Origin of the sequence: Synechococcus sp. R55.4 (assembly GCF_047461935.1) — a bacterium.
GTDB lineage: Bacteria > Cyanobacteriota > Cyanobacteriia > Thermostichales > Thermostichaceae > Thermostichus.
Genome location: NZ_JANSIF010000005.1, coordinates 40476 through 61241, shown reverse-complemented (window position 1 = coordinate 61241; position 20766 = coordinate 40476). Strand labels below are relative to the sequence as shown.

Annotated in this window: 25 protein-coding genes and 1 pseudogene; 12 read left to right on the top strand and 14 right to left on the bottom strand. The window is 58.8% G+C overall.

The window, feature by feature from the left end; genetic code table 11:
• Positions 1–57 precede the first annotated feature (57 nt).
• Positions 58–564, bottom strand: a complete 507-nt coding sequence (locus NW842_RS02205; RefSeq protein WP_414408899.1) for a PPC domain-containing DNA-binding protein — start codon at positions 562–564, stop codon at positions 58–60.
• Positions 565–606: 42 nt separating this feature from the next.
• A pseudogene (gene glmU / locus NW842_RS02200) lies at positions 607–1956 on the bottom strand (bifunctional UDP-N-acetylglucosamine diphosphorylase/glucosamine-1-phosphate N-acetyltransferase GlmU); the annotation flags it as partial.
• A gap of 138 nt (positions 1957–2094) precedes the next feature.
• On the opposite strand from glmU, the gene NW842_RS02195 reads away from it, so the two are divergent.
• The 5 genes from NW842_RS02195 to NW842_RS02175 all read left to right on the top strand — a co-directional run bounded on the left by NW842_RS02195 (position 2095) and on the right by NW842_RS02175 (position 4720).
• Positions 2095–2523, top strand: a complete 429-nt coding sequence (locus NW842_RS02195) for an SHOCT domain-containing protein (protein ID WP_414417386.1) — start codon at positions 2095–2097, stop codon at positions 2521–2523.
• A gap of 130 nt (positions 2524–2653) precedes the next feature.
• Positions 2654–3112: an MAPEG family protein gene (locus NW842_RS02190; RefSeq protein ID WP_414344246.1), complete on the top strand. Its 459-nt coding sequence runs from the start codon at positions 2654–2656 to the stop codon at positions 3110–3112.
• 151 nt (positions 3113–3263) lie between these two features.
• Complete coding sequence (locus tag NW842_RS02185; protein WP_414417385.1) at positions 3264–3533, top strand: hypothetical protein; 270 nt, start codon at positions 3264–3266, stop codon at positions 3531–3533.
• Positions 3534–3569: 36 nt separating this feature from the next.
• Positions 3570–4250 (top strand): energy-coupling factor ABC transporter ATP-binding protein, encoded by a 681-nt coding sequence (locus NW842_RS02180; RefSeq protein WP_414417384.1) that lies wholly within the window; start codon positions 3570–3572, stop codon positions 4248–4250.
• A gap of 257 nt (positions 4251–4507) precedes the next feature.
• A complete protein-coding gene (locus NW842_RS02175) occupies positions 4508–4720 on the top strand; it encodes a CP12 domain-containing protein (protein ID WP_011434185.1) in 213 nt (70 codons plus the stop codon).
• A 398-nt stretch (positions 4721–5118) separates the two neighbouring features.
• Here NW842_RS02175 and NW842_RS02170 read toward each other — a convergent pair whose 3' ends face one another.
• On the bottom strand, positions 5119–5922 hold the full coding sequence (locus NW842_RS02170) for an FTR1 family iron permease (protein ID WP_414417383.1): 804 nt from the start codon (positions 5920–5922) through the stop codon (positions 5119–5121).
• Positions 5923–5971: 49 nt separating this feature from the next.
• Entirely contained in the window at positions 5972–6475 is a 504-nt protein-coding gene (gene msrB, locus NW842_RS02165; RefSeq protein ID WP_414417382.1) for a peptide-methionine (R)-S-oxide reductase MsrB, read from the bottom strand.
• 263 nt (positions 6476–6738) lie between these two features.
• Between msrB and ndhN the strand changes: the two genes are divergently transcribed.
• From ndhN to NW842_RS02130, 7 genes are all read left to right on the top strand, one after another.
• Complete coding sequence (ndhN, locus tag NW842_RS02160) at positions 6739–7182, top strand: NAD(P)H-quinone oxidoreductase subunit N (protein ID WP_414417381.1); 444 nt, start codon at positions 6739–6741, stop codon at positions 7180–7182.
• Positions 7183–7276: 94 nt separating this feature from the next.
• Positions 7277–8311: an LdpA C-terminal domain-containing domain gene (locus NW842_RS02155; protein ID WP_414417380.1), complete on the top strand. Its 1035-nt coding sequence runs from the start codon at positions 7277–7279 to the stop codon at positions 8309–8311.
• A gap of 15 nt (positions 8312–8326) precedes the next feature.
• Positions 8327–10252 carry a R3H domain-containing nucleic acid-binding protein gene (locus NW842_RS02150; RefSeq protein ID WP_414417379.1) on the top strand — a complete coding sequence of 642 codons (1926 nt, stop codon included), beginning with the start codon at positions 8327–8329 and terminating at the stop codon, positions 10250–10252.
• A gap of 237 nt (positions 10253–10489) precedes the next feature.
• Entirely contained in the window at positions 10490–11059 is a 570-nt protein-coding gene (locus NW842_RS02145; protein WP_011434179.1) for a Uma2 family endonuclease, read from the top strand.
• A 235-nt stretch (positions 11060–11294) separates the two neighbouring features.
• On the top strand, positions 11295–11747 hold the full coding sequence (locus NW842_RS02140) for a ubiquinol-cytochrome c reductase iron-sulfur subunit (protein WP_414417378.1): 453 nt from the start codon (positions 11295–11297) through the stop codon (positions 11745–11747).
• Positions 11748–11840: 93 nt separating this feature from the next.
• Complete coding sequence (locus NW842_RS02135; protein WP_414384084.1) at positions 11841–12989, top strand: glycosyltransferase; 1149 nt, start codon at positions 11841–11843, stop codon at positions 12987–12989.
• A 78-nt stretch (positions 12990–13067) separates the two neighbouring features.
• Positions 13068–13955: a PRC-barrel domain-containing protein gene (locus tag NW842_RS02130; RefSeq protein ID WP_011434176.1), complete on the top strand. Its 888-nt coding sequence runs from the start codon at positions 13068–13070 to the stop codon at positions 13953–13955.
• A gap of 156 nt (positions 13956–14111) precedes the next feature.
• Here the strand turns inward: NW842_RS02130 and NW842_RS02125 are convergent, their stop codons facing one another.
• The 10 genes from NW842_RS02125 to rpsH form a co-directional block, all read right to left on the bottom strand.
• Positions 14112–15092: an alpha/beta fold hydrolase gene (locus NW842_RS02125; protein WP_414417377.1), complete on the bottom strand. Its 981-nt coding sequence runs from the start codon at positions 15090–15092 to the stop codon at positions 14112–14114.
• Positions 15093–15115: 23 nt separating this feature from the next.
• The gene (gene infA, locus NW842_RS02120; RefSeq protein ID WP_011434173.1) at positions 15116–15340 is read right to left on the bottom strand and encodes a translation initiation factor IF-1; all 225 of its coding nucleotides are present in this window, start codon (positions 15338–15340) and stop codon (positions 15116–15118) included.
• A 130-nt stretch (positions 15341–15470) separates the two neighbouring features.
• On the bottom strand, positions 15471–16244 hold the full coding sequence (gene map / locus NW842_RS02115) for a type I methionyl aminopeptidase (protein WP_414349590.1): 774 nt from the start codon (positions 16242–16244) through the stop codon (positions 15471–15473).
• A gap of 38 nt (positions 16245–16282) precedes the next feature.
• Entirely contained in the window at positions 16283–16864 is a 582-nt protein-coding gene (locus tag NW842_RS02110; RefSeq protein ID WP_414408867.1) for an adenylate kinase, read from the bottom strand.
• Positions 16864–18162 carry a preprotein translocase subunit SecY gene (gene secY, locus NW842_RS02105; protein WP_414417376.1) on the bottom strand — a complete coding sequence of 433 codons (1299 nt, stop codon included), beginning with the start codon at positions 18160–18162 and terminating at the stop codon, positions 16864–16866. Before secY ends, NW842_RS02110 begins: the two co-directional genes overlap by 1 nt.
• Before the next feature lie 152 nt (positions 18163–18314).
• Positions 18315–18767 (bottom strand): 50S ribosomal protein L15, encoded by a 453-nt coding sequence (gene rplO / locus NW842_RS02100; RefSeq protein WP_414389712.1) that lies wholly within the window; start codon positions 18765–18767, stop codon positions 18315–18317.
• Between the two features lie 37 nt (positions 18768–18804).
• Positions 18805–19341, bottom strand: coding sequence for a 30S ribosomal protein S5 (gene rpsE, locus NW842_RS02095; RefSeq protein WP_011434168.1), 537 nt, complete (start codon positions 19339–19341; stop codon positions 18805–18807).
• A gap of 18 nt (positions 19342–19359) precedes the next feature.
• Complete coding sequence (gene rplR / locus NW842_RS02090) at positions 19360–19728, bottom strand: 50S ribosomal protein L18 (protein WP_414349593.1); 369 nt, start codon at positions 19726–19728, stop codon at positions 19360–19362.
• Between the two features lie 31 nt (positions 19729–19759).
• Positions 19760–20305: a 50S ribosomal protein L6 gene (rplF, locus tag NW842_RS02085; protein ID WP_011434166.1), complete on the bottom strand. Its 546-nt coding sequence runs from the start codon at positions 20303–20305 to the stop codon at positions 19760–19762.
• 33 nt (positions 20306–20338) lie between these two features.
• Positions 20339–20749: a 30S ribosomal protein S8 gene (rpsH, locus tag NW842_RS02080; protein WP_011434165.1), complete on the bottom strand. Its 411-nt coding sequence runs from the start codon at positions 20747–20749 to the stop codon at positions 20339–20341.
• Between the last annotated feature and the right edge of the window lie 17 nt (positions 20750–20766).

The following is a 20766-nucleotide window of genomic DNA, read 5'->3' as shown; positions in this document are numbered from 1 at the left end:
TGAAGCTTTCGGCTTGGCGCTCACAAGCCCCCTTTAGCTTTAGGTAACTCATGTTGACTACTGTAAGCTTTTCGGCCTGCTGTTGTCAGCCTCTGGTTTTGTCTGCTGGTTTTGCTGGGGTTGGGGGGGTGGGGACGGCCAGCAGGGATCCCCTGCCACGGGTTGGATGTGCAACTCCAGGTAGCCGGTGGCCGGATCCGGTTGACGGGAGAAGCGATACTCCGGGCTGTCGGCGAGGACAATTTCGGCGGTGGTGTAGATGAGGCAGCCGGGGCGCAGGTGTCCCCCCCAGGTTTGGCCTCGGGCATCGGCAACGGTGAGATGGAGATGGACTCCGTCAGGGCACAGGGATCCACTCAGGGCCAGGATCTCCAGGCGTTCCGACAACAGGTGATCCCCCATTTGGTCGGCCAGGCGCAGGGTGGCTTGGCTAAGGCTGCCGACAGCGCTGAGGACAAACCCCGCTTGCAAGGGCTGCTGCCGGGCCACTCGCTCCAGTTCCTGCTTGAGATCTTGGCCGGGGAAGAGGCGCAAGGGATAAATCTTGAGGGATCCCGGCGGCATGGGCTGGGGCTCCTGGGGGCGGGAAGAGCGGATCCCGGGTCGCCAACCGGGCTTGACCACCGGGCGGGAGCGAGCGATCACCAAGCAGTCATCCGGCAGGGGGTAGCGGGCAGGGATGGTGGAGCCGGCGGCAATGGTGACATCGGATCCCACCTGCAAAGGAGCCACCAACACCGAGTTGGCGCCTGTTTTGCTGCGATCCCCAATTTCGGTAAAGTGCTTTTGCTGGCCGTCGTAGTTGGCGATGATGGTGCCCGCCCCGATGTTGACCTGGGATCCCAGCTTGGCATCGCCCAGGTAGGCCAAGTGGGCGGCGTTGCTGTGGGATCCAATCTGGGTATTTTTGGTTTCCACAAAGTTGCCGATGCGGCAGTGATCCCCGATCTGGCTGTGGGGGCGCACGTGGGCGTAGGGGCCTATCCAAACCTGGTTGCCGATGCGGCTGTGGCTGACCACCGAGTAGAGAATGTGACAGCCGGATCCAATCTCGCTGGACTCGATCCAACTGCCCGGCCCCAGGCGGGTTCCCGAGCCAATGCGGCACACCCCTCGCAGATGGGTTTGGGGCTCGATGATCACATCGGGGGCCAATTCCACCGTTTCCTCGAGGCTGCTGCTATCGGGATCCACAAAGGTGACCCCGGCTTCCATCCAGGCTTCCTTGAGGCGATCCTGCAAAATCTGGTACGCCTGGGCCAGTTGGCGGCGGTCGTTGACGCCCACAATTTCTTGCGGATCGGCAACATCCAGAGCGATGGCTTTGCCCACCCGCTTGACGGCATCTGTTAGGTAGTACTCCTGCTGTGCGTTGTTGCGATTGAGATGGGGCAAAACCTGAGCCAGAGCCGGCCAGTGAAAACAATACACCCCACTGTTGATGCGGCGATTTTGCCGTTGGGCTGGGGTGCAGTCTCGCTCTTCCACCAGTTCCAGCACCCGCTGTTGGGCATCGCAAAATACCCGCCCATAGCCATAGGGATCCGCCACCTGAGCCGAGAGCAAGGTTACCTCTGGGTTCACCTGGCGGTGGCGCTCCACCAAAGCTTGCAGGGTTTCCGCCCGCAGCAGGGGCACATCCCCGTTGATCACCAGCAGATCCCCCTGAAAACCGCCCAGGACGGGCAACAGTTGCTGAACGGCGTGTCCGGTGCCCAATTGCTGGGCCTGCTCCACAAATTCAACCGGGTACTCCCGCAGGGCTTGGCGCACCTGCTCCTGTTCATAACCCACAATCACCAGACAGCGGTGGGGTTTCAAGGTTAGCACCGTGCGCAGCAGCCGCTCGATCAAAGACAGGGATCCCAGCTTGTGCAGCACCTTGGGCAGCCGTGATCGCATCCGGGTACCTTTGCCCGCTGCCAAGATCGCTACCGATAGCTCCCGCTCTGCCATGTTCCTTCCCCGAACTGCCCCCATCAAGTATAGGCGGCGGGATGCTGCTCAAAAATCTTCTGAGGTTGGATCCAAGTTCCTGAGCCCTGTGCGGCCAAAACTGAGCTAGCTTAATGGCACATCTAGCTGGTGCAGTCTATGGCCGAGAGCAGGGGCCCTGATATGCCCCCACAGGAACGTCGGCGGTTGGTCCGCGAGGTGGCCGGCTGGCTGGCGATGATGGGGGTGTTCATTCCAGGGTTGCAGCGCTTCTATATGAGGCACCAACGCTGGGGCTGGGGCTACTTGGTGGTGGGGCTGATGGTGTTCGTTCCTTCCATCCCGCTGCAGATCCTCAGCTACGGGGTACGCGCCCTTTGTTTGCTGGAAGGGCTGTGGATCCTGACCATGAGCAATGCCGATTTCGATTTTCGATTCAATCGAGGGTTGATCGAGCTGGAGTGGACCAGTGTGGAAGGGCGAGAAGCCCGGGATCCCGAACAGCAGTTGGAAAGCCTGTTGAAACAGGGCTTGATCACCCGCGCTGAATATGAGGAGCGCCGCCGGCAAATCCGCAAGATTTCCTGACGCAAGCATCTGCCTGGATAGACAGCCCGATAGATGGATAATGGTTCTGGTGTTGATTTTCCCGGCAATAGCTCCTGCCCGAGCTGGGCTCCTTCCTCTCCCCTGTTATCTTGCACCGTCCTTTTGCCTTATGTTGCCAAGCCTTCCTCTCGCAGCTATCCCCCTGTTCTCCATCGCGGCAGCCATGCTCTTGGTCTATCTGCCCATGGGGGTGGTGGGCTATGCCCGTGCCCGCGTTGGCTACGACCTGCATGCTCCTCGGGCTATGTTTGATAGGCTACCTCCCTACGGGCAACGGGCCACCTGGGCCCACGCCAACGGGTTTGAGACCTTTGGGATGTTTGCGGCAGCAGCGTTGATCGCCTACATCACCGGCCCTCACTCGGATCCCTGGTATTTTGGCCTCAGCGGAGATGAAGGGGTAGCTGTGCTGTGTGGGGTGTTTCTGCTGGCGCGGCTGCTCTACAACTTTTTCTACATTGCCGATATTCCCATTGGGCGATCCCTCTCCTTCTTGGCGGGATCCCTGGCCACGTTGGGCCTGTTGCTGATTAGCCTGCTGCCTTTTCTCGGCACCGGCCTGGCCTAATCTGGCGAGAGAAACTCCCCCGTCATTTGTTGAGCCTGCCGGTACCCTGGCCCAACCTGCGATACTGGAAAAGGACTTCGTCCTGCTGTCGCCAACGGCGTCCTCTGGGTGCCTCTCTTTTGTCCCACGGCCCACTACGCAACGGTCAGCCATGTACACTCTGGAACTGCTCCTGAAAGGGAACCCTGCCCCCATCGTTGTCCACCAAAAAGAGGAAGAAGCGGCCAACCGGGCCTACCAAAGCATCGTCAATGCTCTGCAGAGTGGATCCCCTCAGAGTTTGGAGCTGACCTGCGACCGCACCGGCAAAAAGGTGTTCCTGCTCATCGGTGAGTTGTGTGGCGTGCAAATGACTTCCAAGTCGGGCGGCGCCAGCCCCATGGGAGCCCGTCCCGGTTTTTTGGCCCAGTTGCAAAGCTGAGGACAGCCCTTTTCTCTCTGCCGCTAAGGGATCCCCATGTCTGAGGTGGCCATTCGGGTGGAGAGCCTGACCTTTGCTTGGCCGGAACGTCCGCCGGTTTTGCAGGCGTGCAGTTTTGTCATTCCCAAGGGCCAGTTGTGGATGCTCTTGGGGCCCAATGGCAGCGGCAAGTCCACTTTGTTGCAACTGTTGTCCGGATCCCTGACCCATCCTCGGCCCCTTTCGGGCCACCTGGAGATTCGCGGTCGGCTGGGCTATGTGTTTCAAAACCCGGATCACCAACTGTTCATGCCCACGGTGGGAGCCGATGTGGCCTTTGGCTTGGGAGCAGAGGCTCTGACCTTGGCGGAAATTCACCAGCGGGTGGAAACAGCCTTGGAGCAGGTGGGATTGAAGCACCTGATCCGTCGGCCCATTCACGGCCTCAGCGGCGGACAGAAGCAACGAGTGGCAGTGGCAGGGGCTTTGGCCCGGCGCAGCGAGGTGCTGCTTTTGGACGAGCCCACAGCCCTGTTGGATCCCGACAGCCAGGCGGATTTGCTGCGGTGCATCCGGCAACTGGTGGATCAAGAAGGCATCACCGCCCTTTGGGTAACCCATCGGCTGGCGGAACTGGAATGGGCAGACGGGGCGATTTTGCTCTCGGAAGGTCAAGTGCGTCAACAGGGATCCCCAGAGCAGGTGCGGCAACGGATTGAACAACTGTTTGGGGCCTGAGGGATCCCTGCGCATCCTGATCCCAAAGAGATCGCGAAAGCGTAGCTGCACCCCCCGGGTGTCCCTGTTTAGAATGGGTAATGTATCCGGTTGATCAATTCGGTTGGCACAAGGTCATTATCCTGGACTCATTCCTCATCTGGATCGGCTGGTTTTTACCTGTTGATCCTCGGTTACACCGAATCCCTACAGGTTCTGCGTCAACCGGTTATATCAGCGGGCCACCGGCCCCATCTAGTCTAAAGGAGCTTGAGAACATGGGACTGTCTGAAGTGATCGCCAAAGAGCTGGAAAATGCTCGCAACGTCTGCTCTGAGTACGGCGAAGGGGATCCCCACTGCCGTGCGGCCTGGGATGCGGTTGAAGAAGTGCTGGCAGCTCGCAGCCACCAGCCGAGGACTCCCAGCAGCCTAGAGCAGCACTGCGCTGAAAACCCAGATGCTGTTGAATGCCGGGTCTACGATACCTGATTCTCGGGAACCCCACAGAGTGGATGCTCTCTGTCGATTCCGTAGCGATCGACAGGGTTTCCTACTGGGGATCTCCGACAAAATCCAGCGGCCTGCCGGATCCCTGCCGGTAGGCTTTGCTTTCTTGGACTGGAAGGCTTGACTGGGTGCGGTTTCAGGCGCGACGTACAGAGCGCTTTCTTTTTAGGGTCATTTTGATTCAAACCAGGACACTGCACCCGCACTTAAAACGTTAGATGCACAGGGCCAGAAGGCTTTTCCCAGTACCTCGGTCGCCTTGTCCCAACCTGAAACGACTATGAAATTGTGACCTGCATCATTGCCATCCATCAAAACCAGGACAGGGATTCATCAAACTTATGGCTTATGGGATCCCCAGTGCCGGTGGAGAGCGTTTCTCACGAAGAAAGCCTCTGAGCAGAATCAGCCCGCAGCCATTGCCTCACCCACAAGGCGAAAGCTATTCCCAGCAGCACCAGTTGGGGGAGCAGCGTCTGCCAAGTGGGATATATGCCCAGCCAGCGCAGCTTTGGGATCCCGACCAGGGGGGTGATGGGCAGCCAGTCCGCCACCTGCAGAGCGTGCAGGCCACTGCCCAAAAACTTAAAGCCCAAATAGAAAACCAGCAGACTCAGGCCCCGGAAAAAAACTCCCAGCGGCAATTTCAGCCCCACCTGCAGCAGCAAGATCGCCACCGCCACCAACACCAGGGATCCCAGGCCGATCCCCAGCCAAAAATCTTTTGCCGAGAGGGAAGGGGCCAACCCCACATAAAACAGCACCGTTTCCGCCCCCTCGCGAAACACCGCCACAAAGGCCAGAAAAGCCAAGGAAAAAACCTGACCCGTGGCCAGTGCCGCCTGCGCCTGTTCCCGCACAAAGGTTTGCCAAGAAGCCACTGCAGCCCGGCGGTGCAACCAAAGGCTGACCGAGAACAACAAACCTGCTGCCACCAGCCCGGTGATCCCTTCCAGCACCTCTTGTCGCGTGTGGGTGAGCATCTGCTGGAAAAACAGCTTCACCAGCAGACCGAGCATCACCGCTGCCAGCAAGCCCGCGGATCCCCCTATCCACACCCAGCGCTTCTGAGCCGATTGCCCGCTCTTGCTCATAAGGGCCAGCAGTGCCACCAGCACCAAGAGAGCTTCCAGGCCCTCCCGCAGCAGAATCGAAGCAGCATCCAGGAACGTGTAGTCCGACATAGGCTCACCCAGACAGGCGGCTCAGTTTTAGCTGGAGCCAAGAGGATTTCTAGGCGGTGGCTGGGATGAACTTGAGGGCAGCAGAATTGATGCAGTAGCGCAAACCCGTGGGTGGGGGGCCATCCCGAAACACGTGCCCCAAATGCCCACCGCAGTTAGAGCAGTGGACTTCCGTGCGGGGCACAAACAATTTCCAGTCCGTCTTGGTGCCGATCACATGGGGAGCAATCGGCTCCCAAAAGCTGGGCCAACCGGTGCCACTGTCGTACTTGGCCGCCGAGGAAAACAGCTCCTGACCACAGCCAGCACAGACATAGATACCTGGGGCCTTGTTGTCGTAGTAAGCGTTGCGGAAGGGGGGCTCAGTGCCCTCTCGGCGCAGCACATAGTATTGCTCTTCGGTGAGCAGTTGCCGCCACTCGGCGTCGGTTTTGGTGAAGGGATAAGTCTGTTGGGCCATTGCTCTTTGCTCTCCTGCTAAGCTGAGGGGTGCTGTAATCAACCCGGCCACCGCCAAGGTCAACAGCTCGCGTCGTCGCATGATGAGGTTCATCTGTTGTCGCTGTGTAAGTGGCGGGGAGGCCATCCCTACTAGGGGGATCCATCCGCCTTTGTCCGCCACCTGTGGGTTGAGACCTGCAAGCAGGTTACCCGTATCTTAACCCTTCTTTACGCTCCCTTCTGCAAAACAGGGAGATAGCCAGTATTCTATGGGTTCCATTGGCAGCTTCTATCCCCAGCTTCAGGCGCCATCCCGTTACAATGAGCGCAGGTGGGCTGCTTGTCCAACCCTAGACGAGTAATGGAGTTCTTCCTATGCTGCTGGTCGGCTCAGGTGCAAAGTTTGTGCAGCAACTGGAGCAATCTGGGGCTTTGGCCATCTTTGTAACCCCAGAGGGGGGATCCGAAGGGCACTACCTGCGGCGGCTGCGCGGAGCCGGGTATGAGGTGGTCACGCTCTCCAGCAAGGGAATCGGGGATCTGGCCAGCTATTTGACGTGCATTCATGGGGTACGGCCTGCCACATTGGGCAAATCGGAGCGGCGCACCTATTTTTTCCCGGCGTTGATCGAGCAGTATCGGGCCACCTTGCCCCCAAAAGCTAAGGGGTTGGTGTTCTGGTTTTACGAAGGGCATGTGTTCAGCCAACAGGAACTCTCCTACCTGGTGAAGCTGAGTCGGGAAGACAAGGGAGTGAAGTTTGTGGTGGAACTGGGCCGAGAACGGTCAATTCGTTGGCAACCTCTGCAGAGCGCCTGAACCTCTCTTCAGGATCCTGGAAATTTCTTTGCTACCATCTCAAGTAGATGGCCTGCGGCTCAGATCCCCATCCTGCTAGCGGCTTCTTGTGCCTGTGACCTTGCCAACCGCCTCGCTGCAACAGGGTACCTGGTTTAAGTTGATCTGCGGTGCAAGTTTCCACCACTTGCCCTCGGTTCGGGAGCTGGCTTTCCTTTACACGCTGGCCGGGGCAGATTGCATTGATGTCGCTGCCGATCCGGCCATAGTGCGGGCCGCTCAAGAAGGGATCCAACGGGCGCAAGCCGAAGATCCCCAGGCGGGATCCCCTTGGTTGATGGTCAGCGTCAATGACGGCGAAGACGTCCATTTCCGCAAGGCGGTGCTGACGGCTCCTGTTTGTCCTGCCGACTGTCCTCAACCTTGTTTGGCAGTCTGTCCTCCCCATGCCTTGACACAGGCAGCCCTTCCTGCTCAAGTCCACATCCAGACAGAGCTGTGCTACGGCTGTGGGCGCTGCGAGCCGGTTTGCCCCCACCGGCGCATTGCTACCTTCGGCTACCAGGTCGCTTTGTCAGAAGTTTTGCCGCCTTTGGTCGAGCTGGGCATTCAGGCGGTGGAGATCCACACCTGCATTGGTCGCCAGAGGCCATTCGAGGAATTGTGGGGATCCCTGAAGCCCTGGCTACCTCAGCTCCAGGCCATCTCGATTAGCTTTAACGATGGTCCGGGCCTAGAGGCTTACTTGAGGGATCTGCTGGCCCTCATGGATCCCTTGCCGGAAGTGCTGATCTGGCAGGTGGATGGCCGGCCTATGAGTGGCGATATCGGAGCTGGCACCGGCAAAGCTGCCCTAAAGTTGGCCGAGAAGGTACTGAATATAGGCCTGCCAGGCTATGTGCAATTGGCGGGAGGAACCAATGCCCAAACGGTGCCGCTGTTGGATCCCCGGTGGCCGGTGGCGGGGGTAGCCTTCGGCAGCTATGCGCGACAGTTGGTGTCAGCCTATCTGGAAGAGCCAGCTCACAGCTCATCGGAGTCAGGATGGAATCCTGGATTGGTGGCAGGGATCCCGTTGGCCAAGCAGTTGGTGCAGCAAGTAAAGCGGCGATCCGTTGCTTTTAGGCAAACCTGTTTTTCCTGCGTTTAACGACGTTGCTCAGCCATGAGTTTCCCCGTACAGCCCTCAACCCCAAGTCCGTCGATGGATCCGGAAAGTGCTCCGCACCGCTTACGTGAACGTACCGGCTTTCCCGGCCAGGTTCAATACAGCGACGACCTGAGTAAGCTTTTGGATATCCTGCCGGCTCCAATTCGCGAGCGCCTAGAACAGCATCCTCACCTGGATCGATTGGTGGAGGTGGTGCTGGATTTGGGTCGCCGCCCCGAAGCCCGCTTCCCCGGCTTTGCCGATTACCTTTCAGAAGACGTGATCACCCGGGCCGACTTGGATCAGGTGATCAGCCGGGTTGGAGAGTTCAGCAGTGACAACCGCGCAGGCATTGCCTCTACCCTGCACCGGATCAGTGCCATCCGCAACCGCCAAGGCACAATCATCGGCCTTACCTGTCGGGTGGGTCGCTGCGTTATCGGCGTGATCAGCATGATCCGCGACCTGGTGGAACAGGGGCGCTCTATGCTGTTGCTGGGCCGACCAGGGGTGGGCAAAACCACGGCCCTGCGGGAAATTGCCCGTGTGCTGGCGGATGAGCTGGGCAAACGAGTGGTTATTATCGACACTTCCAACGAGATTGCCGGCGATGGCGATGTGCCCCACCCGGGCATTGGCCGGGCCAGACGGATGCAGGTGGCCAGCCCAGAGCTGCAGCACAAGGTGATGATTGAGGCGGTGGAGAACCACATGCCCGAAGTGGTGGTCATCGACGAGATCGGCACCGAACTGGAAGCCTTGGCCTCTCGTACCATTGCCGAACGGGGGGTACAACTGGTGGCCACCGCCCATGGCAACCGCATCGACAACCTGATCAAAAATCCCACCCTCTCCGACTTGGTAGGCGGGATCCAATCCGTCACCCTAGGAGATGAAGAGGCGCGGCGGCGCGGCTCTCAAAAGAGTGTGTTGGAGCGCAAAGCTCCCCCTACGTTTGAGATTGCCATAGAGATGCTGGAGCGATCCCGCTGGGTCATCCATGAAGATGTGGCCGCCACTGTGGATCGTCTCTTGCGCAACCGCGAGCCCCTGACCCAAACCCGCAGTTTAGACGAACACGGCCAGGTGGTGATAGTGCGGAGCACCGCTGGCGCAAACGGGCGCCCGGCTCTATCTGGCCCCCAATGGCCCCCTGCCGGCAGCACAATGTCCGCAGCACGGGAGCGGGGAGGATGGCAACGCTCTGGACGGATGGAAGCTCTGCCTTCAGAGCCGCTTGAAAGTCGCTCGCAGCAGAAAGGAGAATCGGGTTTGCTCCTGGAGAGGCGAGAGGACTCCGTCCCGCTAACGCCGGCGGGATCCCGTCCTGCCGCTCAGGTGGTGGCCGAATCCAGAGTAGGATCCGGCTCTGACGAAGAAGAAGATTTGGACTGGGAGGGATCCGCCCTAGCCCCGACAGGACGGCAGCAGAATCCGGATGGGCCGCTGATGATCTACCCCTACGGAGTGAGCCGCTTCTACCTGGAGCAGGTGATCCAAACCCTGAAACTGTCGGCGGATGTCACCAAAGATCTAGACGAGGCAGACATTGTCTTGGCCTTGCGATCCCAGGTGCGCAGCCGTTCCAAGATCCAGCAGATGGCCCACTCCCGCCAGATCCCGATTCACACCGTTAAGGCCAATACTCTGATTGCCCTGGCCCGCGCCCTGCGCCACATCCTCAACATCGAAAGCGAAGAGGGATCTGATTCCGACCTGGAGCTGTTCATTCGCGCCAGCTCAGGCGATGAAACCGAAGCTCTGGAAGAAGCCCGCCTGGCGGTGGAGCAAATTGTCATTCCCAAGTCTCAGCCGGTGGAACTTTTGCCCCGTTCGCCTCTGATCCGCAAGCTCCAACACCAGTTGGTGGAACATTACCACCTGCGGGCCCAAAGCTTTGGCGAAGAGCCCAACCGCCGCTTGCGCATCTATCCCAACTAGCCCCACACGATAGCTCAACCGATAGTTCAGCTCCGTAGAAGCTCTACCCATTGAGCCGTCGTGGTTAGAGAGGAAGGACTCCGTCTCGCTTCTGTGAACGGGATCCTGGGCTAAGATTTGGCTACGCCAAGTGCGGTTCCCGCTGTTGCGACAGCGTTGCAGTTGTCGGCCCAGTGTCGTAGGTACAGCAGCAGGGTGCCCTGGGCATAGCACCATTTATTGCTATAGGGATAGCTAATGACTGCTACAGAAGTACGCTGGACCACTCGGGATATCGAGGCTCTTCCAGAGAATGAATGGATCCGCTACGAGATCATCGACGGAGAACTGCTGGTGACTCGCTCTCCTCATCACAAACATCAGCACATTATCGGGTGTTTGTTCTCCGCACTGCATCGGTGGTCGCTAGAAACAGGATTGGGAGAACCCTCAATCATGCCAGGGATCCTCTTTTCCGAATTTGATAATGTGTCTCCCGATGTTGTTTGGGTTAGTTATGAGCGGCTGTCCCAGATTCAAGATGAAGCAGGACATTTTCGGGGTGCCCCTGAGCTGGTGGTTGAAGTCCTATCACCTGGAAAAGTTCATGAGGATCGAGACCGCTTGGCAAAACGGAAACTCTACTCTGTGTATGGGGTGCAAGAGTACTGGATCGTCGATCGGCTGGCTCAGAGGGTAGAGGTGTATCGCCGACAACAGGCCCAGTTGGTCTTGGTAGAAACGCTGTTGGCTCAGGATGCGTTGTCTTCTCCCCTGTTGCCCGGCTTTGTCTGCACGGTTGCTGAGCTGTTTACCTCCCGACCCTAGGCTCCAGGCGTACAACAGCCGAAAGGGATCCCATCCCATCGGCCAAATCAATGAAGCAACCAAGATGCCTGCTGCTGCGTACTCTAGCCGGAAAAAGTGCGGCTTGGCCCTGGCCGAAACTGTTCCGGTGTAACAAAATGTTAAGGGCAGCATTTGTACGGGGATCCCTTCTGAAGGGGCCGGTCTTTTGCTGGCTCATGACCTACATTTCGCACACCTCCAAGGACACATAGCCATGTACAACAATCGTCGTGGTTTTCTTCGCTGGCTGGCTCTCGGTTTTGGCTCGTTGGTGGGTTGGTTACCTGGGTTTACCCGGCGCCGTTTTGCCCTGGCCCAGGGAACTGCTTCTGGCTCTAAGGCTTCTGAGCCGGAGTTTGTGAAAGTTGCCACTCTGGCCGATCTCAAAGATGGCCCCTTCAAGGTGGAAAACGCCTTTGGGAAAAACACCGCCACCCTCTGGCTGGTCGGGGATCCGCAAAAAGAAGATTCTCTGCTGGCTTTGGATGCCGCCTGTCCCCATGCGGGGTGTGATGTGAACTGGCGGGGGGAGAACTTTGTCTGCCCCTGTCATGGCTCGGCTTTTGCTGCCGATGGCAGCCGTACCCGTGGCCCGGCCAAGGCAGACCTGGCCATCTACAAGGTCAAGGTGGAGAATGGAGAAATTTTTGTAGCCAAAGCCTCATAAAGTTCTGGGCAGGCTGTGGGCTTTGAGGCCAGGCAAAAGGAGTCGGGTATCCGGATTGAGAAGACAATGGGCTGAGCTACCGAGGCTCTCCCTATGGCTCGTCCCTACCGCTATCTGTTCCTCTCCACCCCTGTTGGACCTCTGGGATCCGGGGCCGGTGGTGGTGTGGAGCTCAATCTTGCCAACCTGACGCGTGTCTTACTCCAGATGGGATCCCAAGTGCGGGTGTTGGCCCCTGTGGGATCCCGAATGGCGGAGTTGCCGGAGGAGGTGATCGAGCCGGTGGCGGGCCTTCCCCCGGCCTATGCGCAAACCCAGCGCCGCGATCAGCCGGTTCTGATCCACACCCCCTCTCTGCTGGCCAACCTGTGGCAGCGGGCTGCCCACCTGCAAGATCAGTTCGATCTAATCGTGAACTGGAGCTACGATTGGCTCTCGTTTTATTTGACGGATTTTTTCCGCACCCCGGTGGCCCACATTGTTAGCATGGGATCCCTCAGCGATGCCGTCGATCAGGCTCTAGAGCACATTGCCCATCGCTACCCTGGTCGGCTGGCGGTGCATTCGCGGGCGCAAGCCCAGACCTTTGCCTTTGCCCGAGCCGAGATGGCGGCAGGTCGGGATCCCTTTGTCTATCTGCCCTGCGGGGTGGATCTGCGCCTCTACGACTTTGTGCCCCAAGGGAATGGATCCCTGTGTTGGATTGGGCGCATTGCCTCCGAAAAGGGCCTGGAAGACTGTGCTGCCCTAGCCGAGAAGACGGGAAGGCCGGTGGTGATCCTAGGCCACCTGCAAGAGCCAGGCTACTGGCAGCAGATCCAAGAGCAGTACCCGCATGCCCAATTGGATTACCGAGGGTTTTTGCCCACCCCACAAATGCAGCGGATCTTGGGGCAATGCTCAGCCTTGATCATGACCCCCAAGTGGGTGGAGGCCTTTGGCTTGGTGGCGGTGGAAGCTTTGGCCTGTGGCGTGCCGGTGATTACCTACCGCCGGGGTGGGCCCGCGGAAATTGTCAGCGATGGAGAAACCGGCTGGATCGTCGAGCCGGACAACGTGGCAGCTTTGGCAGAGGCTGTAGAGCGCCTAGATCACATCGACAGGAGCCGCTGCCGGCAACGGGCAGAAGAGCACTATTCCCTGGGCGCGATGGCAGAGCAGTTTCTGGCCTGGAGCAGGCAGATTGGCCGGGATCCCACCTGGGCAGCCCGCGAGGGAGGAGACAGGCAGTGGTACTATTAACTTACTTAATTCTGGCGAACTGTGTCAGACACGCAGCCCAACAACGGGAACGTTTTGACTTACGACGGGGAAACCATCATGACGACTGGGAAAGGATCTGTTGCGCTGGTGCGATCAGAGGTTCGTCGGCGGTCACAGGTTCTGGGAACGCAGGTGATCAGCCAGGGCAACGCAGCCCGGCTTGGGGTAGTCAGCGAAGTTTGGGCGGATCTGGAAGCCAAGCAGGTTCTGGTGCTGGGGGTGCTGGAAAAAGCCCTTGCCGGATCCCCCCGTTTGATGGAGCTGCGGCAAGTAACAGCGTTGGGTCAGGATGCAGTTCTTGTCCCCAGCGAAGAAGTTTTCGATAACTTGGATTTGGAGGGCCTGAGTCGCGTGGTTGGCAGCGAGGTGGTAACCGAGGAAGGGATCCGCCTCGGCAAAGTTAAGGATTTTGAGTTCAACTCCGTCTCCGGCATCATCACGGGTTTGGTGCTCTCCAACCTCGGCCTCACCTTTTTACCCGGCTTCATCCTCAGCACCTATCTGCTCTCCACTGACGAGATTGTCTCTGTGGGCGGGGATCGCCTTATTGTTGCCGATGGCGCTGAGACCCGCCTAACCCAACTGGCCAAGGGGATTTTGGAAACCCTGGGAATCGGCAAGCCCCCTTGGGAAGCCGGAGTTAGCCCTGCTCCTGCCCTGCCCAGTGCTGTCGAGAGTTCCGCCGTCGAGGAAGATTACGAAGAAGAATACGACGAGGAATACGAAGCCGAAGAAGAAGACGTTTACGCAGAAGAAGAGCCTGAACCTGAGCCGCAGCCTGTGCGTCCTCGTCCACCTGAGCCCGCACCCGCCCCCGAACAACCGGCTTGGGAACAGGAGTATGCCAAAGAAGAGGCCCCTCCTTCTGAGCCTGCCCCTCCTCCTTCCAGCTCCACTCCTGTGGATGGTGATCCCTGGGAAGATAAGGCCGGGGAGCCCACTTGAGTTGCCGGACTCGTACCAACTCCCCTTTCCCCTCAGGGAAGTGGCTGGGGGTGGTCGCGTCAGCCGAGAGTACGGTCGTTCCCCCTGATGTCAGGGCTGCTTCTTGCGTCAATCCCCAGCTGTTTTCTTCCAAGGGGTGAAGGGATCCCCTGTCCGTCATCCCGGTAGAGCAGGATCGGCTTCGGCCAAGAAGCGCAAAGCCACCGACAAAAAGGTCTGCGGCGCTTCAATGTGCGGAAAAGCAGCCCCTGGCAACCGGTATATCGGCACCTCCGGGCGCAAAGCGCGATATCGCTCTGCCTGTTCTGGGCCGGTGAGACGATTTTGTTCTCCCCAGACCAGAACCATGGGCTTGGTCACCACGCGAAAGTCGTCTTCGATGGGCAAGTTGAGCTTGCCGGTGAGAAAAGAACGGGGGGCAAATTGAGCCCCCGCTTGGTGAGCTGCCCGGTAATAGTAGTCCACCACCGCCTCATCCAGGGCGTAGCTGGGGGAGAACAAGCTCTGCTCTGTAAACAAGCGTACACTCCAGGGGGCGGTGATGCCGTTGTAGAAGGCCAACCCCAGAACGGGCAGGCTGAGGAATCCATAGGCAATCTGGGCCAAAGGGATCCCGAGGGCATCGGGGATGAGGCTGTTGTCTCCCAGAGGGGCGATGAGCAACAGCTTCTGCCAATGGTGGGGTTGTAGACGGGCCGAGCGCAGCGCAAACCCTGCCGAGAGGGAATTGGCAATGACGTGACACGGTCGCCCGATCACCTGCTGGACAAAATCCCCGATCATCTCGGCATAGAGGCTGCCGGTGTACTTCAAATCTGGACGTTCTGAGTTGCCCCACCCCAACAAATCCAGAGCATAGACTTGATGGTGCTGCCCCAGCTCCGCCATAATGGCACGAAACTCATAGCTGGAGGAGCCTGCCCCAATGCCGTGCAACAACAACAACGGCTGGCCGGATCCCATGACCTTGTAAAACAGGCGATGACCCCGCCAGAAGTGGTGCCTTTCCTCTCCCGGCAACAGGCTCTGCAGAGGTTGAGTTTGGGAGGAGATCCAAGCGTTGAGAACGGCTAGAGCACCCAAGCCGCCGACTGTAGCCCAGAGGCTGGTCTTGAGAACTTGGCTCAGCTCCTTCATGCTCAGCAGCCCGGCTGGGGAACTTACTTTTTCTTAAGGCGGTAGGTGATGCGCCCTTTGTTGAGGTCATAGGGGCTCAGCTCCACCTTGACCCGGTCGCCGGGCAAGATCTTGATGTAGTTGCGGCGAATTTTGCCGGAGATATGAGCGAGCACGTTGAAGCCGTTGTCCAGATCCACTCGGAACATGGCGTTGGGCAGGGATTCGGTAACGACCCCCTCCATTTCAATGGCATCTTCCTTAGACAATGAACCCTCCCAAAAACGACACGACAAATAGGACGACACTCCACAGCCGCGACGACACGCGCTGTTAAGAAATGAAAATATGCTCCACCTCTTCTATCCTAACTGTTGCAGTCCTTCATCAGGGGATCCCTTAGGACTGAAAAGGCGTGCGATCGGTCAAAATTTCTGCTCCAGACTCGGTAACCAAGACCGTGTGCTCAAACTGAGCCGACCAAGAGCCATCCACCGTGACCACCGTCCACTGGTCTGGCAACACTCGGGTTGCCTCTCCCCCCGCATTCACCATCGGCTCAATGGCCACCGTCATGCCGGAGCGCAGCTTGGGATTGGGCAGATCGCGGGTGCGATAGTTGGGAAATTGCGGCTCTTCGTGCAGATTGCGCCCCACCCCGTGGCCGACATACTGCTTCACCACCGAGTAGCCCCGCCCCTCGATGTAATCTTCAATGGCGCCTGAGACATCCTGAAGCCAAACGCCGTGGCGCACGTGGTCGATGCCCGTCTGCAGGGCCTTGGCCGCTGTATCGATCAGATCCCGGGCTGCGTCGCTCAGGGGTTCCAGGCCGATGGTGATACAGGAGTCCGCATGCCAGCCCTCGACGATGGCGCCAAAATCCACCTTAACCACATCTCCCGGCTGCACCACTTTGCGGGGACTGGGGATCCCGTGCACCACCTCATGGTTGACACTGACACAAACGCAGGCGGGAAAGCCGTAGTAGCCCTTGAAACTGGGCAAAGCATTGAGTTGGGCCACCCGTCTCTCAGCATAGGTATCGATATCTGCCGTAGTCCAGCCCGGCTCTAGGCGCTCCGCGATCTCCTGCAATACTTGGGCCACCACCCGACCGGCCCGCCGCATTTTCTCCACTTCGCGGCGAGATTTGATCTCAATAAGCTGCATGCCCCGCCGCTGGGAGGGATTTCCAGCTCCTGCTCTGATCACGCCGTCCTCCTGAAGCCTTCCAGAAGAGCCTGCAGATGTTCCTGTACGGATTCCATCGGCTGGTTGCCGTTGACCCGCTGCAAGCGCCCCTTGGCCTCATAAAAATCAATTAGGGGAGCCGTCTGCTGCCGATAGACCTCCAGACGCTTGAGAATCACCGACCGATCCGCATCATCGCTGCGCCCCTGTTCCTTGCCCCGGGCCAGCAGCCGGGCCACCACCACCTCATCCGGCACCTCCAAGTTGAGGACGTAGTCATAATCTTGGCCCAGCTCTTGCAGCAGCTCTTCCAAGGCCTCTGCCTGGGCTAAGGTGCGAGGAAATCCATCTAGGATCCAGCCCTGCTCCGGAGATTGCTGCAACTGCCCCTTCACCATTCCGATCAGCACCTCATCGGGCACCAGCTCTCCCGCATCCATGTAAGCTTTGGCTTGGCATCCCAGCGGTGTCTGAGCCTTGACCTCGGCCCGCAACAGATCGCCTGTGGAAATTTTGGGCGTGTGGTAAATGGCCGCCAGCCGCTCCGCCTGTGTACCTTTGCCCGCCCCCGGCGGCCCCAGAAAGATCAACCTCGGCACTACTGTTTGACCATCCCTTCGTAGCGTTGTGAGATGACATAAGTCTGGATCTGCTTGGAGGTCTCGATCGCCACCCCCACCAAAATCAGCAGCGAGGTCGCCCCCAAACCTTGGAAAGTGGTGATGCCGGTTGCCCGTTCCACCGTCGTCGGGATGATGGCCACCGCGCACAGGAACAAAGCCCCCAGCAGCGTCAGCCGGTTGAGGATCCCTTCGACATACTCGGCAGTGGCCTTGCCCGGGCGTACCCCTGGAATGCTGGCCCCCATCTTCTTCAAGTTTTGAGCCAGATCCACCGGGTTGATGAGCAAAGAGGCGTAGAAGTAGCTGAAGAAGAGGATCAGCACGAAATAGAAGGGAATGTAGAACCAGGAGGTGGGGGATAGGAAGTTGGCCACCTGCACCAAGGTCAGGTTTTGGGTGTACTGGGCCAAGGCCAAAGGCAGAGACATCACTGAGTAGGCGAAGATGATCGGCATCACCCCCCCTTGGTTTAGCCTCAGGGGCAGATAGCTTTTTTGCTCGCGGAACAGCTTGTTGCCCACCTGGCGCTTGGCGTAGACGATAGGGATCTTGCGGCTGCCTTCTTGGACAAAGACAATGCCGACAATGGTGACCAAAAAGATTGCCAGCAACAGCAAGATGCCACCGATGGTGCTGCTATCGGCACGGGCCAGGCTAATAGTCTGTCCGAGGGCACGGGGCAGAGTGGCAACAATGTTGACGAAGATCAAGAGCGAAGGGCCACTTCCCACCCCCTTCTCCGTGATCATCTCTCCCAGCCACATCACAAACATGGATCCTGCCGCCAGAGCCAAGGTGGTGGAGGCCATGAAGGCCAACTCATTGGTGGTACTGGCAAACTCCCGCACCCAAAAGGAAATGCCAATGCCCTGGATAATGGCCCAGCCCAAGGTGACATAGCGGGTGTATTGAGAAATCTGCCGCCGCCCCTGTTCTCCCTCGTTTTTCTGCAGGTTCTCCAAGGCTGGAATGGCCGAGACCAGCAACTGCATGATAATTGAGGCATTGATGAAGGGCAGGATCCCAAGGGCGAAAATTCCCAAAGCAGAAATCCCCCCGCCGGAGAAGACATCCAGCAAGCCAAACACAGGGCTGTTGGCAGCTTCGGCAGCAAAGCGGGCCCGATCGATACTGGGAATGGGGATGTAAATGCCCAGTCTGACCAACAGCAGCAAGCCCAAGGTGAGAAACAGACGGCTGCGCAGGCCAGAGGCCATAGCCATCTGCATAAAGGTCTCTTGGGCAGAAGGGGCGGAGCCTCGTGTGTCAACCATAGGGAAGAGAATCTCGCGGGAGCAAAGGGCAAGGTTAGCTATCTACCACTCTACGCTGCTGGTGGAGCAGTCGGCAAAATCAAAGCAAAATCAAAAAAGTGCAACTCAGCGCCACCCGGCAGAAGCCGGCCAGAGCAACGGGAAGAAGGGGTTTAGGATCCCAAGATTTCCACCCGACCTCCGGCTGCCTCGATCTTGGCTTTGGCTGAAGCAGTAATGGCCGCCGCCCTGATCGTCAGGGGCACGCTGACTTCCCCATCCCCCAAGATCTTCAGCGGGCCATCGTTGGTGGTGACGATCCCTCGTTCCATCAGGCTTTCCAGGCTGACCTCGCTGCCGGCAGGCAGATCCGCCAAGGCGCGCAGGTTGACCAGGGTGTATTCCAGACGCCGCGTGTAGCGGGGGAAATGCTTAAGCTTGGGCAAACGCCGGTAGAGGGGAGTCTGGCCCCCTTCAAAGCCGGGCCGTGTACTGCCACCCTTGCGGGCCTTTTGCCCCCGCATCCCTTTGCCACAGGAGGCTCCCTGTCCAGCGGAGACGCCACGACCTAGGCGCCGCCGCCGCCGCGTCGAACCTGCTTGAGGCCGAATGTCTTCCAGTCGCATGGCTACCTCTGGCTCACTTGCTCGATATACCTGTCCATCACTTGCCAAGTAGGCGGCGCACATCGATGTCTCGGTCTTGGGCCACCTGCTTGAAGGTACGCATCCGCCGCAGCGCATCGATGGTAGCACGGGCATTGTTGAGGGGGTTGCTGGATCCCAGTTGCTTGGCCAAGCTGTTGCGTACACCCGCCAGCTCCAGAACGGTGCGGACTGCCCCCCCTGCAATGACGCCTGTGCCGGGAGCTGCTGGCATGACCAAGACGGTGGCACCGCCGCCTGCCCCCTGCATGGGATGGGGTACGGACAAACCTTTGGTGAGGGGCACCTCAATCAGGTGCTTTTTACCGTCCACAACTCCCTTGCGCACTGCTCCGATTACATCGTTGGCTTTGCCTACGCCAACCCCGACTTGGCCGCGCTCGTTGCCGACCACCACCACAGCGCGGAAGCTCAACTTCTTGCCGCCCTTGACCACCTTGGTGACGCGGCGAATCTGGATGACCCGCTCTTGCCACTCGGTGGGTTGCTCTTCGCGGTTTTTTTTGCTTCTGCGACGTTCCCTCTGCTCAGCCATGTGCTATGTCCTCAGTAGCTAGAACTGTAACCCTGCTTCTCGGGCAGCTTCTGCCAAAGCCTGAACGCGCCCGTGATAGAGCTTGCCCCCCCGATCGAAAACCACGCGGGAAATGCCCATCTGTAAGGCTCGTTCAGCAACTGAGCGGCCCACCAAGGCAGCCGCTTCTTGAGTGGCTGTCCCGGTTTCTTTGAATTTTTCGCGCAGCTCCGTGTCCAAGGTGGAGGCGGAGGTTAAGGTATGCTGGGCTACATCGTCGATCACCTGGGCGTAGATGTGTCGATGGGAGCGAAACACGGCCAGGCGAGGCCGCTCGGCAGTGCCAAAGACCTTGCGGCGAATGCGTCGATGACGACGTTGGGTGGTGATTTTGCGGCTGGTTTTCATAGGACTCCGTCCCGCTTTCGCAATGGGCTATTTACTTCTTCGCTTTCCCGGATTTACCCGCCTTGCGGCGAACTTGTTCCCCTAGATAACGGATCCCTTTCCCCTTGTAGGGCTCCGGAGGCCGGACCGCTCGGATGCGGGCGGCAGTATTGCCCACCAGTTCTTTATCTGTGCCTGAGACAACAATGATGTTGTTTCCCTCAACGGCAATTTGGATGCCAGGGGGAAAGGGGATCTCCACAGGATGGCTGTAGCCGACGTTCAAAACCAACTTGCTGCCTTGGATGGCAGCCCGGTAGCCCACGCCCACCAATTCCAGCCGCCGCTCAAATCCCTTGGATACTCCATCGACCATGTTGGCGACCAAGGTGCGGCAGAGGCCGTGCAGTTGGCGGGCAGGACGAGAATCGTTGAGACGGCTGACCGTGAGCATCTGAGCGTTTTGCTGGACTGTGATCAAGGGCGGCAAACTGCGGGACAGTTGACCTTTCGGGCCTTTCACTGCAATGTGTTGGCCGTCGATCTGGATCTCCACCTTGGCAGGAAGGGCGATGGGGCGTCTACCGATACGGGACATGGGAAAAACTCCTGACCAGAGAAAACTTAAGGTCTAGTAGACAAGGCAGAGGACTTCACCACCAATGCCTTGCTTACGAGCCTCCCGGTCGGTCATGATGCCGTTGGAGGTGGAGATGATGGCGATCCCAATTCCTCCCAGCACTCGGGGCAGCTCTTTGTGGTTGCGGTAAACCCGCAGACCCGGTCGGCTCACCCGCTTTAGACCATTGATGATGGGCCTGCAGTTGCGGCCTTTGCCTTTGTACTTCAATCGCAACACCACCCGGGCTTGGATCCCTTCTCCCTCCTCTTTCCATTCGCTGACAAACCCTTCCTCATGAAGAACGCGAGCGATGCTGCGGGTCATGCGTGTGGCCGGAACTGCCACCGACTCGTGCCGAGCCATGGTGGCATTGCGAATGCGGGTGAGCATATCGGCGATCGTGTCGTTGGTGTGGGCCATCGGTGGGTCAGTGCTCC